General features: G+C 44.7%; 18 protein-coding genes. 1 reads left to right on the forward strand and 17 read right to left on the reverse strand.

All coding sequences use genetic code 11. The features are described from left to right. Positions 1-12: 12 nt before the first annotated feature. Both dapB and M3191_RS04290 read right to left on the reverse strand, forming a co-directional pair. Positions 13-813, reverse strand: coding sequence for a 4-hydroxy-tetrahydrodipicolinate reductase (gene dapB / locus M3191_RS04285; protein WP_251698375.1), 801 nt, complete (start codon positions 811-813; stop codon positions 13-15). Continuing rightward, positions 813-1,184: a nucleotide pyrophosphohydrolase gene (locus M3191_RS04290; protein ID WP_435368137.1), complete on the reverse strand. Its 372-nt coding sequence runs from the start codon at positions 1,182-1,184 to the stop codon at positions 813-815. The genes dapB and M3191_RS04290 overlap by 1 nt, the downstream gene beginning before the upstream one ends. Positions 1,185-1,256: 72 nt before the next feature. Here M3191_RS04290 and M3191_RS04295 point away from each other — a divergent pair, with 72 nt between their 5' ends. After that, positions 1,257-2,129 carry a YitT family protein gene (locus M3191_RS04295; protein WP_251698379.1) on the forward strand — a complete coding sequence of 291 codons (873 nt, stop codon included), beginning with the start codon at positions 1,257-1,259 and terminating at the stop codon, positions 2,127-2,129. Between the two features lie 143 nt (positions 2,130-2,272). Here the strand turns inward: M3191_RS04295 and M3191_RS04300 are convergent, their stop codons facing one another. The 15 genes from M3191_RS04300 to M3191_RS04370 all read right to left on the reverse strand — a co-directional run bounded on the left by M3191_RS04300 (position 2,273) and on the right by M3191_RS04370 (position 15,449). Then, the gene (locus tag M3191_RS04300; protein ID WP_251698381.1) at positions 2,273-2,944 is read right to left on the reverse strand and encodes a zinc metallopeptidase; all 672 of its coding nucleotides are present in this window, start codon (positions 2,942-2,944) and stop codon (positions 2,273-2,275) included. A 70-nt stretch (positions 2,945-3,014) separates the two neighbouring features. Continuing rightward, entirely contained in the window at positions 3,015-3,620 is a 606-nt protein-coding gene (locus M3191_RS04305) for a DUF1405 domain-containing protein (RefSeq protein WP_251698383.1), read from the reverse strand. A gap of 91 nt (positions 3,621-3,711) precedes the next feature. Then, the gene (locus tag M3191_RS04310) at positions 3,712-4,482 is read right to left on the reverse strand and encodes a menaquinol-cytochrome c reductase cytochrome b/c subunit (protein ID WP_251698385.1); all 771 of its coding nucleotides are present in this window, start codon (positions 4,480-4,482) and stop codon (positions 3,712-3,714) included. Between the two features lie 55 nt (positions 4,483-4,537). Further along, positions 4,538-5,212: a menaquinol-cytochrome c reductase cytochrome b subunit gene (gene qcrB, locus M3191_RS04315; protein WP_060208191.1), complete on the reverse strand. Its 675-nt coding sequence runs from the start codon at positions 5,210-5,212 to the stop codon at positions 4,538-4,540. A gap of 22 nt (positions 5,213-5,234) precedes the next feature. Further along, complete coding sequence (locus M3191_RS04320; protein ID WP_285853230.1) at positions 5,235-5,741, reverse strand: ubiquinol-cytochrome c reductase iron-sulfur subunit; 507 nt, start codon at positions 5,739-5,741, stop codon at positions 5,235-5,237. Positions 5,742-5,945: 204 nt separating this feature from the next. After that, entirely contained in the window at positions 5,946-6,395 is a 450-nt protein-coding gene (locus tag M3191_RS04325; protein WP_251698389.1) for a DUF2487 family protein, read from the reverse strand. Positions 6,396-6,453: 58 nt separating this feature from the next. Next, positions 6,454-7,005, reverse strand: a complete 552-nt coding sequence (locus M3191_RS04330) for a ReoY family proteolytic degradation factor (protein ID WP_251624233.1) — start codon at positions 7,003-7,005, stop codon at positions 6,454-6,456. Position 7,006: 1 nt separating this feature from the next. Beyond that, a complete protein-coding gene (locus tag M3191_RS04335) occupies positions 7,007-8,269 on the reverse strand; it encodes a tetratricopeptide repeat protein (RefSeq protein WP_251698391.1) in 1,263 nt (420 codons plus the stop codon). Between the two features lie 42 nt (positions 8,270-8,311). Continuing rightward, a complete protein-coding gene (gene aroA / locus M3191_RS04340; RefSeq protein WP_251698393.1) occupies positions 8,312-9,619 on the reverse strand; it encodes a 3-phosphoshikimate 1-carboxyvinyltransferase in 1,308 nt (435 codons plus the stop codon). 16 nt (positions 9,620-9,635) lie between these two features. After that, a complete protein-coding gene (locus M3191_RS04345) occupies positions 9,636-10,751 on the reverse strand; it encodes a prephenate dehydrogenase (protein ID WP_251698395.1) in 1,116 nt (371 codons plus the stop codon). Between the two features lie 2 nt (positions 10,752-10,753). Beyond that, a complete protein-coding gene (hisC, locus tag M3191_RS04350) occupies positions 10,754-11,848 on the reverse strand; it encodes a histidinol-phosphate transaminase (RefSeq protein ID WP_251698398.1) in 1,095 nt (364 codons plus the stop codon). A 26-nt stretch (positions 11,849-11,874) separates the two neighbouring features. Further along, positions 11,875-12,240 carry a chorismate mutase gene (aroH, locus tag M3191_RS04355; RefSeq protein WP_251698400.1) on the reverse strand — a complete coding sequence of 122 codons (366 nt, stop codon included), beginning with the start codon at positions 12,238-12,240 and terminating at the stop codon, positions 11,875-11,877. Beyond that, positions 12,237-13,343 carry a 3-dehydroquinate synthase gene (aroB, locus tag M3191_RS04360; protein ID WP_251698402.1) on the reverse strand — a complete coding sequence of 369 codons (1,107 nt, stop codon included), beginning with the start codon at positions 13,341-13,343 and terminating at the stop codon, positions 12,237-12,239. Before aroB ends, aroH begins: the two co-directional genes overlap by 4 nt. Before the next feature lies 1 nt (position 13,344). Beyond that, positions 13,345-14,526 (reverse strand): chorismate synthase, encoded by a 1,182-nt coding sequence (gene aroC, locus M3191_RS04365; RefSeq protein WP_251698404.1) that lies wholly within the window; start codon positions 14,524-14,526, stop codon positions 13,345-13,347. A 152-nt stretch (positions 14,527-14,678) separates the two neighbouring features. Then, on the reverse strand, positions 14,679-15,449 hold the full coding sequence (locus tag M3191_RS04370) for a CheR family methyltransferase (protein WP_251698406.1): 771 nt from the start codon (positions 15,447-15,449) through the stop codon (positions 14,679-14,681). Positions 15,450-15,622 lie beyond the last annotated feature (173 nt).

Here is a 15,622-nt window from a genome sequence, read left to right on the forward strand (position 1 = left end):
TTCCAACAAACGTTAATCGATAATATTCTCCAAGCCATACACAAGATCTTTCCGACCGATCACTTCCCGAATCGCCATCATGATGCCTGGCATAAAGCTCTTCCTGTCAAATGAATCATGTCGTATCGTCAATAATTCCCCTTCTCCTCCGAGAAGCACTTGCTGATGAGCAAGCAGACCAGGCAACCGGATGCTGTGGATTTTCATCCCTTCCACATCGGCTCCCCGAGCCCCTTCCAAATGGACTTGCTCTTCAGGATGTCCTTGGATATGAGCCGGCCTGTTTTCTTTGATCATTTCCGCTGTTTTTACAGCCGTTCCTGAAGGGGCATCCAGTTTCCGATCGTGATGCATTTCCAGTATCTCCACATCCCCTAAATAGCGGGCCGCCTGCGCTGCAAATTTCATCATGAGCACTGCTCCGATTGAAAAGTTCGGTGCAATGATTCCCCCGATATGTGTCGATTCCACCATTTCGAAAATGGTTTTCAGCTCCTGCTTCGACAGGCCGGACGTCCCAACAACCGGATGGACGCCTAGCGACAAAGCATCTTTCACATTTTTGAATACTGCATCCGGATCAGTCACATCCAACAGTACGGCCGGTTGAAGCTCCGCACAAAGCTGTGAAAGCGATGTATAGATTGGAATACCTTGTTTCTCATCATTTATAACACCGTTATGTAAATGCAAACCATCGTATTTATAATCAAGTGCAGCTACCACTTCTGCATCTTTTGCTGCTTCTATCGCTTCTATCGCCGTCGTTCCCATTCTTCCCCGGGCTCCGGCGATGGCCACTTTTATCTTCATCAAAAATCCTCCTTTTTTGTCCATCGGTCTGCATCGCGCTCTTTGAATTTATTCAGTACGCCCATCAGTGCGTCTTCTAAGCTGATGCCTTGTGAATTTGCAAAACAGACGAGAACAAACAGCATGTCACCTGTCTCTTCTTCCAATGATTTTATTTCTTCGCTATCCTTTTTCTTCTTCATGCCGTATATATGCTGCACTTCCCGAGAAAGTTCCCCCAGCTCTTCTGTTAGCCTGGCCAGCATTTCCATCGGAGGAAAATAGCCTTCTTCAAAGCCCGATATGTATGAATGGACTTCTTCTTGCAGGTTTTTCATCGTTTTAGCTTGTTCCAATTTGCTTCCGTCCCCTTCATTTGTTATCGTATTCATTCATAGGACTATTGTCAAAATTTCTGTAATGAACGACAATGTAAATGCGCACCAAGGAAAGGTGGTCATCTTTTGCTTAGTGGAATAAAATTTAAAAATATCTTTTTCATCATTTTGGGCGCCGCCATTTTCAGTTTCGGCCTTGTACATTTCAATATCCAGCACGAACTCGCGGAAGGTGGATTTACTGGAATCACACTTATCCTCCTGTTTGCCTTCAACTGGGATCCTGCTATTATGAACCTCCTGTTAAACATTCCGATGTTCATCATCGGTTGGAAACTGCTCGGTAGGAAAGTTTTCATTTACACAATTATCGGCACAGTTGCGGTATCGGTGTTCTTGAAAATATTCATGAAATACCAGTTCAACATCCACTTGGAGGGGGATATGTTCCTCGTCGCACTGTTTGCAGGAGTTTTCATCGGAGTTGGGCTCGGCATCATTTTCCGGTATGGCGGAACAACTGGCGGTGTAGATATTATCGCACGTTTGGCGCATAAGTACATAGGCTGGAGCATGGGAAAAACAATGTTTATGTTTGATGCGTTCGTTATTTTGCTGTCTTGGGCGGTCTACTTGGATCATCGGTCCATGATGTATACGCTTGTCGCGTTATTCGTCGGCGCCAGAGTTATCGACTTTGTGCAGGAAGGTGCTTACGCCGCTAAGGGGGCTTTCATCATATCGGAGGCACAGGACGAGATCGCTTCCATTATAACGCTGGAAATGGATCGGGGCGTTACTGTTTTCAGAGGTTATGGCCATTTCACGAAATCAGACCGTGAGATATTATATTGTGTTGTTGGCAGAAATGAAATGATGCGTTTGAAAAATATTGTTACGTCGATTGATCCGCATGCTTTTGTTTCGGTTACGGATGTGCATGATGTGTTGGGCGAAGGCTTCACACTTGATGACCAGAAACGGCCTTTGGATCATTGACAAACACCCTATGTATAACCGGATTTCCGCTTCAGGCGGACGCTTTCCGCGGGCACGGCTTCAATCCTGAAGTAACACATATACTTCATCTACAGATAAGAAAAATATAGAAAAACCCGACCAGAAGCGGTCGGGTTTTAGTTTTAGTCTCTGCTTTGAAAAATAAGAATGAGGCGGAGCAATTCCATTACGGCAACTGCAGTGGCAGCGACGTATGTCATTGCAGCGGCGCTTAGTACCTTCTTCGCATGTGGCTCTTCTTCATTCCGAATGATTCCGAGTTCAACAATTTGGTTCATTGCACGGCTCGATGCATTAAATTCCACAGGCAGTGTAACAATCTGGAACAAAACACCCACTGCCATTAAGAGAATCCCGATGCCGAGCAAAGAGTTCATACTTGAGAAGATTATTCCAATCATGATGAATCCCCAAGATGCATTCGATGTAATATTAGCTACTGGCGCCAAGCGATGGCGGAAACGCAAGAATGCATAAGCTTCTGCGTCCTGGATTGCGTGGCCGACTTCATGGGCTGCAATCGCTGTGCCTGCAACTGAAGCTTCATGGAAGTTTTGGGATGACAATGCCACCGTTTTGGTCAACGGATTATAATGGTCACTTAAAAACCCTTTACTTTCAATGACTTTTACGTCTTGCAAACCATTTCGGTCAAGGATGAGACGGGCTACTTGCGCTCCGTTCATACCAGATGTTGAGCGTACTTTCGCATATTTATTATACGTACTTTTCACTTTGAATTGGGCATACAACGGAAGCAAAATGATAATACCCAGGTAAACCAAAAATGACATTTATGTTTCCCCTCCCTTTCTATCTACTTCTATTTTATAATGTGCCCGAACTAACCGCAACTTTTTGCTATCACACTATAGCGTTTACCCTTTTTTTCCTGTTCTTCCATAGAACATATGCCAAGGCGATGCATGCAATGGAGAGCCAGAATGTAAAGTAGCCGATTTGCTGCATATGCTTCATCAAGTCATGGTAAATCGGCATTTGGCCGAATACATAATCGATAACATCATTATGCAATGTCCAAATTGCCGCGATAACGATATGTCTGAACTCGAATCGGTACAGAGGACTATAGAGAACTGCTTGTACGGCCATTGCGAAATGGGAACCGATAAGCATCCAACCGACAGGATCTAAGGAGCCAATTTCCAACATAGTAAGCAGATTCATGACAACAGCCCATAAGCCATATTTGACAAGCGTAATAAGTGCCAGCGCTTCAATGATTTTGAAATTCCTGCCAATCAACCAACCGATGATTGCAAGTGTAAAGAACAGGCTTGCCGTAGGGCTATCCGGAACAAAAATCCAGAATTTCGGTTCTGTTATTTCCAATTGCCACATATACCAATCGTAGCCGTATACCGTGCCGAGCAGATTGATGAATAGTAAAATCCAAAGGAATGATTTATGTGTTAACAAGAACCAAATTCGATCGACTAAAGAAATCATGTCCATCTCCCCAAACACAAGTATGTAATAAATTATGTATAATAGTTTGTAAAAAAAAAGAGTCAGTCACCTGACTCTTTTTTCGTGTGAGTTACTCTGCTGTTTTCAAGCCTTCTAGGAACTCTGCTAGTTTTTGCAAGTCTTCCTCTGAGCCATCCCACTGATTCGGAGGCATTGTGCCAATACCATTATGCGCAATGTCAATAAATTCTTCAGCAGTATGTCCAGTGTTGATCAAAGCTGGTCCAAGACCACCTTGGAAAGCATCGCCGTGACAGCCGATACATGAAGATCCTGCGTAAATCTGATACCCTTCAGACTCTGGATCAAATTGAACTTCTTCAACAATTGCACCTTGCGCTTTCGCTTTTTCCCAGTCATGGTTCACAACGGATTCCCATGTCAAATAGAAAAGAGCTGCGAAAGAAAGGAGCATGAAAGCTGTTGGAAGAGGGCGTTTGAATGGACGGCGCTCTTTCGATGTATCCATGAAAGGAACTAGCATTAAAGCTCCGATAGCCAAGCCAGGCATGATGATCGCACCGATGACGTTATATGGTCCGGATGCGAATTCATACTTAAGCAATTGGTACATGGACAGGAAATACCAGTCTGGAACCGGTATGTATGTTGTATCCGTAGGGTCTGCTTGACGTTCAAGCGGAGACGGATGGGCAACTGTCAGGATTAAATATCCGATTAGGAAGATGGCACCGATAATCCATTCTTTCAAGAGGAAGTTCGGCCAGAAAGCTTCTGTTTTACCCGGATATTCCGAGTAGTCTTTAGGGACATTCGGCATCTTGCCTTCAGCTTTGATGCGCGAGTCACCAACAAATTTCATACCTTTTCCGCGTTGCATTTTGTCCCCTCCTTATTCTAGTTTCAGACAATCAACATCGTTTCCGATGTGAATCTTATAGCGGACCGGAGATTCCTTGTCTTCTGATCATGATAAAGTGTGCCGCAAGCAACCCAAGCAAAGCAGCAGGTAGGAAAAATACATGAATCGCAAAGAATCGTGTCAATGTTTGAGCTCCAAGGATAGTGGAGTCACCAGCTAGAAGGATCTTAATCTGCTCACCGATGAATGGCACCGATGCTGCAATTTCAATACCTACTTTAGTCGCAAACAACGCTTTCATATCCCAAGGCAATAAATAACCAGTGAATCCTAGACCTAACATCGTGACGAAGATCAATACGCCGACGATCCAGTTCAATTCACGAGGCTTTTTATACGAGCCTGTAAAGAATACACGCAGTGTATGCAAGAACATCATAACGATAACAAGCGATGCTCCCCAGTGGTGCATCCCACGCACAATCTCACCGAATGCAACTTCATTTTGAAGATAGTAAACGGATTTCCATGCATTTTCAATATCCGGGGTGTAGTACATTGTAAGGAACATACCTGATAGAATCTGGATGACCGTTACGAAAAACGTCAAACCTCCGAAACAATAAATGAATGCAGAAAAATGATGTGCAGGGTTTACGTGCTCAGGTACTTCGTGGTCAGCGATATCACGCCAAATCGGGGTGATATCCAACCGTTCGTCAACCCAATCATAAATTTTATTCAGCACTTCGGTCGTACCCCCTTACATATTAAACTAATGTGTTTGGAACCGTCTTTCCAAGATGTACATAGCCATCCACGACTTCTACCACATATTCATCAAGTGGTCCGAGTGGTGGAGATCCCGGTATGTTTTTACCGTTTTTCTCATAACGTCCATTATGGCAAGGGCAGAAGAATTCGTTCTTATGCTTCTCGTCGCCTTCCCAGTTCACCGTGCATCCAAGGTGTTTACAGACAGGAGAAAGTGCGATGACCGTATCGCCTTCTTTATAGACCCAAGCTGTGTTCGATACGTCGGACTTGTACCATCCATCTTTACGATCTTTAATAGTAAAGTCAACACGTACAGGAGTCTCAGTCAACTCGTCCACTTTTTGTGGAGTCGGAATGAAATCACCTTCACCTTTTGGTTGCAATACTGGATCGACCGCAAAGCGGACCATCGGCATCAATGTAGCTGAAACCATGAATCCACCGACACCCATTAATGTATAACTTAGGAATTGGCGTCTAGACACTTTGCTGCTCATCAGTTTCCCTCCTCTTACTCCAAGTTCCGTCCAACGGACATACTTTTACTAATTGTAATACTAGGACATATCTATGATATATCAATATTAATGTAAATTCAATCATGCTTTCAGCTGTATGTTCAGATTGTGAACATTTCATGAATTTTACACAGGTCCCATTCATATCCACCCGATGATCATTATTCCAACATGAAGAAAAACCGATTAATGTTTCGACCATTCCTCAGTGAATTTCGGGAGTGCTTGGCGCAGTTGATCTTCAAGAATTGAATTCCGTAAAGATGCATCCATATTTTCAAGAGGGATGGAAGGCATCCAAATGACTTGTCCTGGCAATTCCATTGCTGTCCAAGTGTGATCCGTCGTCAAGAAGAAAACATGTTTAAAAGTTGTTGTGGAAAATTCCCGCAATGTCGTTTGCGCCATGTGCTGTTGATCCGTTTCCGGTGTATAAGCGAAAGGCGGAGCAAACATCATCCTCCCTTTGAATTGAGTTTCAATGAGGGAAGCCAAATGCATGACGAATTCTGTCGAAGAAGCGCTTGTCTTCATATTATCCATCTTCGTTTCAACTTTTACAAGCGGTATCACCAATGTGTCGATATATTCTTTTTGAAGCAAATATGTATCCATGTCCTTGCCAGTCCAATTCATAGTTAAACAGCCTCCTAATAGTATTCATACAAATGACTCCGTCAGAAAGACGGAGTCATTACTCTTTTGTAATTTTCATGTCGTTCAGCATTGCCGATAGAATGAGGAAACGTTCCCGGTCATTGGCATCAAGCGCTTCATCGACCCTCCTCATAAGCAGATCCAGGGACATAGAGGCGGCACTTTCTTCTAGCAGTTGCTCAGCAATCTTACGATCTCGTGCACTCACCTGAAGCTCAGCTGGAAGGAAAGGATTTTCCTCACGTACGCTCGCATATTGAGGACAAGCATGGCTGTTCGGAAAATTCAGCTGAATGTACATTTTTTCATCAGGATGGAGTCGGAGATCATGGAATGATTTTTCCGCATCGGCCGTCATCAGATTGCCTTTGTAAAATCGGAAAGGGATGCTTTCCGAGTTTATTGTAGAAATCACCATCGCCCTCGGACAATAATGTGCCTCATCCGTAAAGTGGACGTTTTGAAGTAGTTGTTCATGGCTTAGAAGATAATTCAGAATCCACACACATTCCCGGCGCTTCAATTTATAGCGCTTTAAAAACCACCGTACGAAGTCTTTTTTGGCAGCGACAGGAATCATGGCTGTCATATCACACCTCCTCGTCATTCAACGTTTCAAGAAAAGCGGTCCATTCCTCAGGTTGTTCTAGGATTACCAACGTCCTAACTACTTCGATAGCTTCATCACGTTTTCCTTCATCCAAAAGGAATCTTGCGTATTTATCCAGAAAAGATGGATCATCCTTCATTCCAACATATGCCTTACTGTAAGATACGTATGCATGTGCATATTGTTCCTCTCTTTCCAGAGCATATGCTTTGAATGCCGACAATAGTGGAATATCCATCTGCTCTTCATTCATTTCGGTCAGCAAGGATAATAATTTTTCGTCTTCTTCCTGCTGATTATAAAGGGATGCGAGTGTGACGATTGCATCTATATATTCGGGATCCAGCGCAATCGCATGCTGTAAATGTTCTTCCGCTTCAAGGGGGATTCCTAGCTTCAATGCCGATTTGCCCGCGGACAGGCGAAGTTCTTTGTCAAATTCGTCTCGCTTGATGCCCTGTTCGAATAAGCCATATGCTTGTTCATCATCGCCCAATTGGGACTGCGCCTGGCCTGCGAGCATATATGCGGAGAAGTAATCGGGATCCATTTCAATCAATTGTTCAAGCAACTGGACCGACTTTTCCGGCTGACTGCTCTGGTAATAGGCAAACGCTGCGCCAAACAGCGTATCGGGAAGCTGCTCATCTTTCAAAAGTTTTTCGTAATAAGGCAATGCTTCCTCATATGCAGCTCCGGCGCTATACGTTTCAGCCAGTCTGAGCGGAATCATTATACTAGCAATTTCATTATGGCCTTCATTGTAAAGTTCGGTGTAAAGTTTTGCAGCTTCAAGATATCTTCCTGCATCCAGGAGCAGCTCAGCATATGCAAAACGGATGACAGGCTCATGAGGTGATCGCGAAAGAGCCTCTTTCACCTTTCCGACAGCCGCCTCCGCCATGCCGATCATTTGATAATAATCGGCTAGAGCTAACAGCGCCTGGGTATACTCCTCCTGATCTTGCGTCACTTCGGACAGCAACAGCAATGCATCATCTTCATCGCCGAGCTCCATCAATGTATTGGCCCGGTCAATCTTCAACTGTGGTTCATCAGGCATATAGGCAATCAATATTTCATAAATATGGTCGGCTTGTCCGACATATCCGTAATCGACCAATAAACCTGCCGCTTCATATAGCAGGTCAAAGTCCCCTGTTTTTTCCACCCGGTCAATCAAATCATTTAGTAGCCCGATATCTCCATCGAGTACCGCTTTTTCAAAATCATGTAACTGCATCATATTTTCACCTGTTCCTTCATGTTGTATACATTAGGAAATTTATTCTTCACTACGTGCTTGGACGAGTTGGGATAAATGATCAAAGAAGTTTGGATAGGAAATGGCGATGCAAGATGGGTCTTCAATATGGATTGGTCCAACTGACACCAAAGCGGCAATGGCGGCCATCATCCCAATTCTGTGATCGCCGTAGGATTTCATTTCACCCCCTAGTAAGGGTGTCGGTCCTTCTATGATCATCCCATCCTCCGTCGCTTCCACTTTCGCGCCGAGTTTCGTCAGTTCATCCGTGACGGCGGCAATACGGTCCGTCTCCTTGACGCGCAGTTCCGCAGCATCTTTGATGACTGTTGTACCCGTCGCTTGGGTTGCAAGCAACGCAATGATCGGCAATTCATCGATAAGTGTCGGTATGATATCTCCACTTATCTCAATCCCTTCCAATCGGGAATGCGCCACTTTAACTACTCCGTAATATTCGCCTTTTTCACCGTTATGTTCAAGTATTTCCACTTCCGCACCCATTTGACGCAGCACTTCAATGATTCCTGTTCTCGTCGGATTCAAACCGACATTTCTAAATATAACTTCACTGTCTTTAATCATAGCAGCAGCAGCCATGAAAAATGCCGCGGATGAAATATCACCGGGAACAATCACGTCCGTCCCCGATAAAGCTTGTCCTCCTTGGATGCGTACCGTATTTCCATCCTTGAGAAGCTCAGCTCCGAATTGTTGAAGCATCCTTTCCGTATGATCCCTTGAAACGGCTGATTCTCTGACGACCGTTTCTCCTTTTGCGTTCAAGCCGGCAAAAAGGATTGCAGACTTCACTTGTGCACTTGCCACAGGCATCTTATAGTCAATTCCTTCAAGCATTGAACCGACGATTGTAAGTGGAAGGAAATCACCTTCCTCATCTCCTGAAATCGATGCTCCCATTGATTGCAGAGGGGTGATCACTCTTTTCATCGGTCGCTTGGATAATGAAGCGTCGCCTGTCAATGTGGAGGTGACCGCAGAGCCCGACAATATCCCGAGCATCAGTCTAGCCGTTGTGCCTGAATTCCCCGCATATAACTCTTCAGTGGGAGTGACCCATTTCTTAATCCCGGGACTCGTAATCAAGACGTCTGTTCCACTCCGCTCGATGGAGACGCCTAATCGCTTGAAAATCTCGATTGTCCGTAAGCAATCGTCTCCATCGAGGAATCCTTTTATCCTCGTGCGGCCTTCCGCTATCGACCCTAACATGATAGCACGATGGGAAATGGATTTGTCCCCCGGCACTTTTACAGAACCTTTTACTATCGGCTTGTTGAATGTCACTGTTTTTGTTTCCACCATGAAGAGCCCTCCCTTTTTAGAGAATATGCATGCTATAATCCGTTTTTTTCGCAAGGACTGACCTTGCAGCCTTCCGATCATCCGCCGTCTGAAAACTGATGACGAGGATTCCATATACATCTGTTCGTGTTTCTACAATCCGGATATTCGTGATGCTGATTTGCTCATCAGCAAGTATTTTTGTGATTTCGGATATGACACCAGGATGATCCGGTATATCGATATGCAAATCGAATGTCATATACAAAGCTCCTTGCACTGCCCCTTTGAAAGTGGAAGGCAATTGATCCCGGAACTCCTTCGCATCAGAAAAGAAATCATATATTCGGTCGGGATCGTTTTCAAGGATCATGGAGCGGATTGAATTCATTTCCTGTAACCAGCCATCCAGTTGCCCAAGTAATTCTTCCCGATTCTGAATTGTAATGTCCCGCCACATCGTCGGATCTGCAGAAGCGATTCGGGTAAGGTCACGGAAACCGCCGGCAGCTAGATCTTTCACGAATGGCTGAACTTTTTCCTGGTCAGCCAGCCTGCCAACGAGCGAAGAGGCGATAATGTGAGGGAAATGACTGACAATCGCTGTCATCCGATCATGCTCGGCCGCATCCAAGATGACGATTTTGCCTTTTGTAGGTGTCAATAGATTGGATAGGCTATCAACTTGTTCAGAGCTCGCATAATTGCTAGGCGTCAACACATAATAAGCATTTTCAAACAGATGCCCTTTCGCTGCAGCGATGCCGCTTTTATGGGAACCTGCCATCGGATGTCCGCCGATGAATGTCAAACCTCTGTCTTGAAGTCTCTTGGCAGCTTGCATGATCGGATTTTTTGTACTTCCTGTATCCGACAGGATGACATTTTCTTTGAATTTCCACTCCGAAGCCTCCTCCATCAATGTGATAGTCGTATTCACAGGGGTCGCAAAAATGATGTAATCGGCTTTTTCGCATGCCGCTCTTGCGGATGGGGCAATTGTATCGATGATGCCACGGCGATAAGCTTCGTCCGCGGTTGAATATGAACGGTCAAATCCTGTTACATGCAAATTGCGGCCGCCGCGCTTCAATGCAAGCGCCAAGGAACCTCCAATAAGACCTAAGCCAATAATTGCTACATTTTCATTCATTGTTATCTACCTTTTTCTTGTAACAAAAGAGTGAACGCCTGTAGTAATCCTGTATTCTGCTCTTCCGTTCCGATTGTGATCCTAACGTACCCTGGTGTACCGAGTGCATTGCCGCTTCTAATGATATAGCCGTGTTGTAAGAGGTATTCAGATGCTTCATCAGCATCTCCGGGTACTTCCATTAATACAAAGTTCGTTTCCGAATCATACATATGGATTCCTTTTTCATTAGCGAAAGAACTATAACGTTTCCTCTGTTCTTCATTTAATTCCCGGCACATGTCGATGAATGCATCATCTTCCAGAGCCTTCGTTGCAACTGCTACAGCTAACGTATTGGTATTAAATGGGTTGCGCACTTTATTCAGCTCGGTAATAATATCGGATGAGCCGACCGCATACCCTATTCTAAAGGACGCAAGGCCGTACGCTTTCGAAAATGTACGCAACACGAGAACGTTAGGAAACCGATCTATCAGTCCAATCGAATCGACATGATCAGAATCTGTTACGTATTCAAAATAAGCTTCATCAAGTACCACTAAGATGTTTTCAGGAACCCGCTCCAAAAAGCTTTCCAGCTCGGCTGTTGGAATAAGACTTCCGGTCGGATTATTCGGATTGCACACCCAGATAATTGCCGTCCGTTCATTTATCGCTTCAATAAAATCGTTCAAATCATGATGTTCATTCTTTAAGAGAATCTCCGTTATATCCGCACCTTCAATTTTAGCATTATGGGCGTATTGCGGAAAAGATGGACTCGGCATAATCGTATGCACTTTTTCGTCAAGCAAAGCACGTGAAATGATTGAGATGATTTCATCCGAACCATTTCCGAAAAGGATCGAGGATTCCTCAACACCATGTTTCTCTGCCAGTTTTGCACGAAGGGTTGTCCCGTGTCCATCTGGATAGATCTCAAACGGCATTGAGGTACTGCTTAAAAACTCGGCTACTGTAGAAGCGCAACCGTAGGGATTTTCATTTGAAGCCAATTTAACGACATTCGTTAAGTGATAAGCCTGTTTCACTTCTTCACTAGATCTGCCAGGTTTATAAGGTTGCATAGTAGATAAAACTTGTTTCCACTGCATATGTACTCCTCCGGTCTGCATGTATTTTAGTTTTGCAAGTCTGGACGCAGCTTCACTGCTTCGTTTTGATAGATATGCTTGACGTCCTTTTGATGCGTCTCAGAATTGACGTGCATGAGAATCCTTATGCATAGCGGCATTGATCCCGGTACATCCATTTCATGCGTACACATGACCGGTACATACTTCCATCCATCCAGTGTTCTGACCGCTTTTGCAGGAAATGCAGATTCAATGTCTCGTGTAGTTGAAACAATGACTGAAACGATATCGTCTGGAGCAATGCCGTTTTGCTCAGCCATTTCCATTACCAATGTTCTTGTAGCTTCAAGTACTCCGTCAGTTTGATCTGAAACAACGGTAGTTGCCCCTCTTATCCCTCTAACCGTCATGACCGCTCCCCCATTCCGATTCTATTCCGCAATTCGAAAAAAGCCTGTTCACATTCTACCGCTGAAACTTTTTTCACAAAAGGTGATCCAAGCTGCTCCAACATGACGAAATTCATTTCGCCGAAAGCGGCTTTTTTATCTTTTTCCATGAAAACAAGGAAACTGCCAAATGGATGCTCCAATACAGGATCAAACGAGTAGCCATTTTTTTTGGCGAAGCGAATGAACCGGTTCGTAAAAGCTTCGTCAATAGTTCCATGACGTTCACTCAGGATGAAACTGTAAGCCATGCCTATCGCGACGCATTCCCCATGACTCAATCCTCCAAAACCGCAAACGGCTTCCACAGCATGGCCGAATGTATGGCCGAAGTTCAAGAATTTCCTAGTGGAATGCTCGAATTCATCTTCCGCAACGATATCCGCCTTCACTTGAATCCCTTTTAAAAGCTCTGCTGCTAACCACTGTTCCGTCGGATTGGAAAAAGTCTCTTCTTCCAGCAATGATTTTGACCAGTTCTCATCGGAAATGAATGCATGTTTGATCAATTCCGCCATTCCAGAACGAATTTCACGCGGCGGCAACGTCGTTAACAACGTAGTATTGAAGAGTACCGCTGACGGCTGATGGAAAGAGCCGACCATGTTTTTCCCTTCCGGCAGATTGATGGCAGTTTTGCCGCCTACTGCACTGTCGTGTGCCAGAATTGTCGTAGGGCATTGAACAAACCTGATTCCCCTCATGTATGTAGCGGCGACGAATCCTGTCAAATCACCGCATGCCCCTCCTCCGAAAGCGATAAGCAAGGAATTCCTAGTGAAATTCTCGTTTATTAAATAGGAGTGGCACTCAAAAAAGACCTCCTTTGTTTTACACTCTTCCCCTGGAGGGACGATTTTTACTAGAGGTGCAATATCAGCTTTTTGTAAAGCTTCGAGTAGAATGGGCAAGTGCAGATTGGCAGCATTTTCGTCTGCGATGATGCCAACCCGATCAGCGCTCTGGAATAAGCCTTTATAGTCGGAAGAAAACAAGTCGTACACATATTCACCGATATGGACATCATATTGCGCATCGGGCAATTGAACGGTCAATTTTCCCATATCAAAACCCCTTTACATAGTGTCGGTATCGTTCAATTTCTTCCTTCAAGCCTTCCATCGTATCCGAACGGAATTCCTCCATGATCGCTTTTGCCATTTCAGTTGCAATGACATGCTCCGCAACGACAGAAGCTGCCGGCACCGCACAAGGGTCTGATCTTTCGATTGTTGCTACGAATGGCTCTTTCGTATCGATATCCACGCTTTCAAGCGGCTTATACAATGTCGGAATCGGTTTCATGACGCCTCGGATGACAATCGGCATGCCTGTCGTCATACCGCCTTCCAGCCCACCGAGCCGATTTGACTTGCGGTAGTAGCCGAGCTCTTCCGACCAAGCAATTTCATCATGAACCTCACTGCCAGGTTTTTGCGCCATTTTAAAGCCCAATCCGAATTCAACCCCTTTGAACGCATTGATGCTCATCATCGCTCCGGCAAGCTTCCCATCCATTTTCCGATCGAACTGGACGTAGCTTCCTATACCTGGCGGGCATCCTTCCACAATGACCTCCACGACTCCTCCAAGCGTGTCTCCGCGTCCTTTAATGTCATCGATGGCTGCAACCATCCGCGTTGATGCTTCCTGGTCTGCGCAGTAGACTGGATCGTTTTCGACAATCGCTCGCAGTTCATCCAACGATAATCCGGAATAAGTGTCCGGATTAGTTGTAATCCCGCCGATTTCCGTTACGTGAGCGACAGTCTGGATGCCTAGTTGGCAAAGGAACTGTTTAGCTACAGCGCCCACTGCCACACGCATCGTCGTCTCTCTGGCAGAGGATCGTTCCAAAACATTACGCAGATCGCGGTGTCCGTACTTCATGCCACCGACTAGATCCGCATGTCCTGGCCGAGGTCTTGTGATCTGTCTTTTGATGTCTTCGGGATTTACGTCATCCGCCAACGGTTCGACTCCCATGATGCTTGTCCAATGCTTCCAGTCATCATTGACGACCGTCAGCGTCACAGGCGACCCGAGCGTCTTCCCATGCCGTACACCGGACGTGATAAGCACCTGATCTTTTTCTATTTGCATCCGACGGCCACGCCCATGGCCGCCTTGACGCCTTTTCAATTCATTGTTGATCATTTCTGCCGTTAAAGGCATTTGAGCAGGTAGCCCTTCAATAATGGCTGTCAATTGTGGTCCATGTGACTCGCCAGCTGTAAAAAACCTCATTTCATTTCCTCCTTTATCTCTTTTCTTAAGGATGGAGTAAACATCCGTTTCATAGCACTTTATCAAACTAAAACAATTTTGACTATAGGTATTAATGAAAAAATCCGGATATTTTCCGGATTTAAAGGATAATTGCAATAAACTGCTGTCCATTAAAGCTTTCTGTAAAAGAATGTCTCGACTGATTCGAAGCCGTATTTGGATGGATTAAAAATCTGTTCGGTGCTTCCGACGAAAAGAATTCCACCGGGAGCCAGCGCTTTAGAAAAGTCGGTGTAGATATGGTCCTTTGCCTCTTCCGTGAAGTAGATCATCACATTCCTGCAAACGATAAGGTCGAAACCTGAACCGTAGGGATCCCCTAAAAGGTTTTGCTGTTTAAATTGGACTGTCTGTTTAATTTCATCTTTCACTTGGTAGTGCTGTCCTTCATTGACAAAATACTTGTCCAAGATAGGGTTAGGCACTTCTTTCAATGACCGTTCTTGATAAAGGCCGACCTTTGCACGTTCTAATACCCCGGCATCAAGGTCTGTCGCTAAAATCGAAATATCCCGCAATGGCAAGTGAGATGATAGGACCATGGCGAGGGAATATGGTTCTTCCCCTGTAGAACAGGCTGCACTCCATATTTTCAGTTTTTTCCTTTGGGCTAACAACATGGGGAAGATTTTCTTGTCGAGGACGTCCCAACGCTGGGCGTTCCGGTAGAATTCCGAGACATTGATTGTCATTCTATCGAGGAATTCGCTCAGGAGCTGTTGATCGTTATGTATGGCTAAATAATAGTCAGAGAAATTGCGGAAACCCTTCTTTTCATATAGGGATGTCAGCCTTCTTTTCATTTGGGCTTCTTTGTATAGTGATAAGTCGATTCCGGTCTTCTTCTTTATTTTTGATATGAAATCGATGTAATCTGACACGAATAGTCCCCCTGGTTCTCTTTTTCCCTATTATACCGGAAAGATGGTAACAAATGTGACAATTCCCCAATGTATCTTCATTTGGATAAAGATACTTTGGAATGAAACAAGCTATATCCTAAATAATGAATAAAAACAAATGATAAAAAAACAGCCAAGCGTTTGACCGCTTG

Source organism: Sporosarcina luteola (assembly GCF_023715535.1).
GTDB lineage: Bacteria > Bacillota > Bacilli > Bacillales_A > Planococcaceae > Sporosarcina > Sporosarcina luteola_B.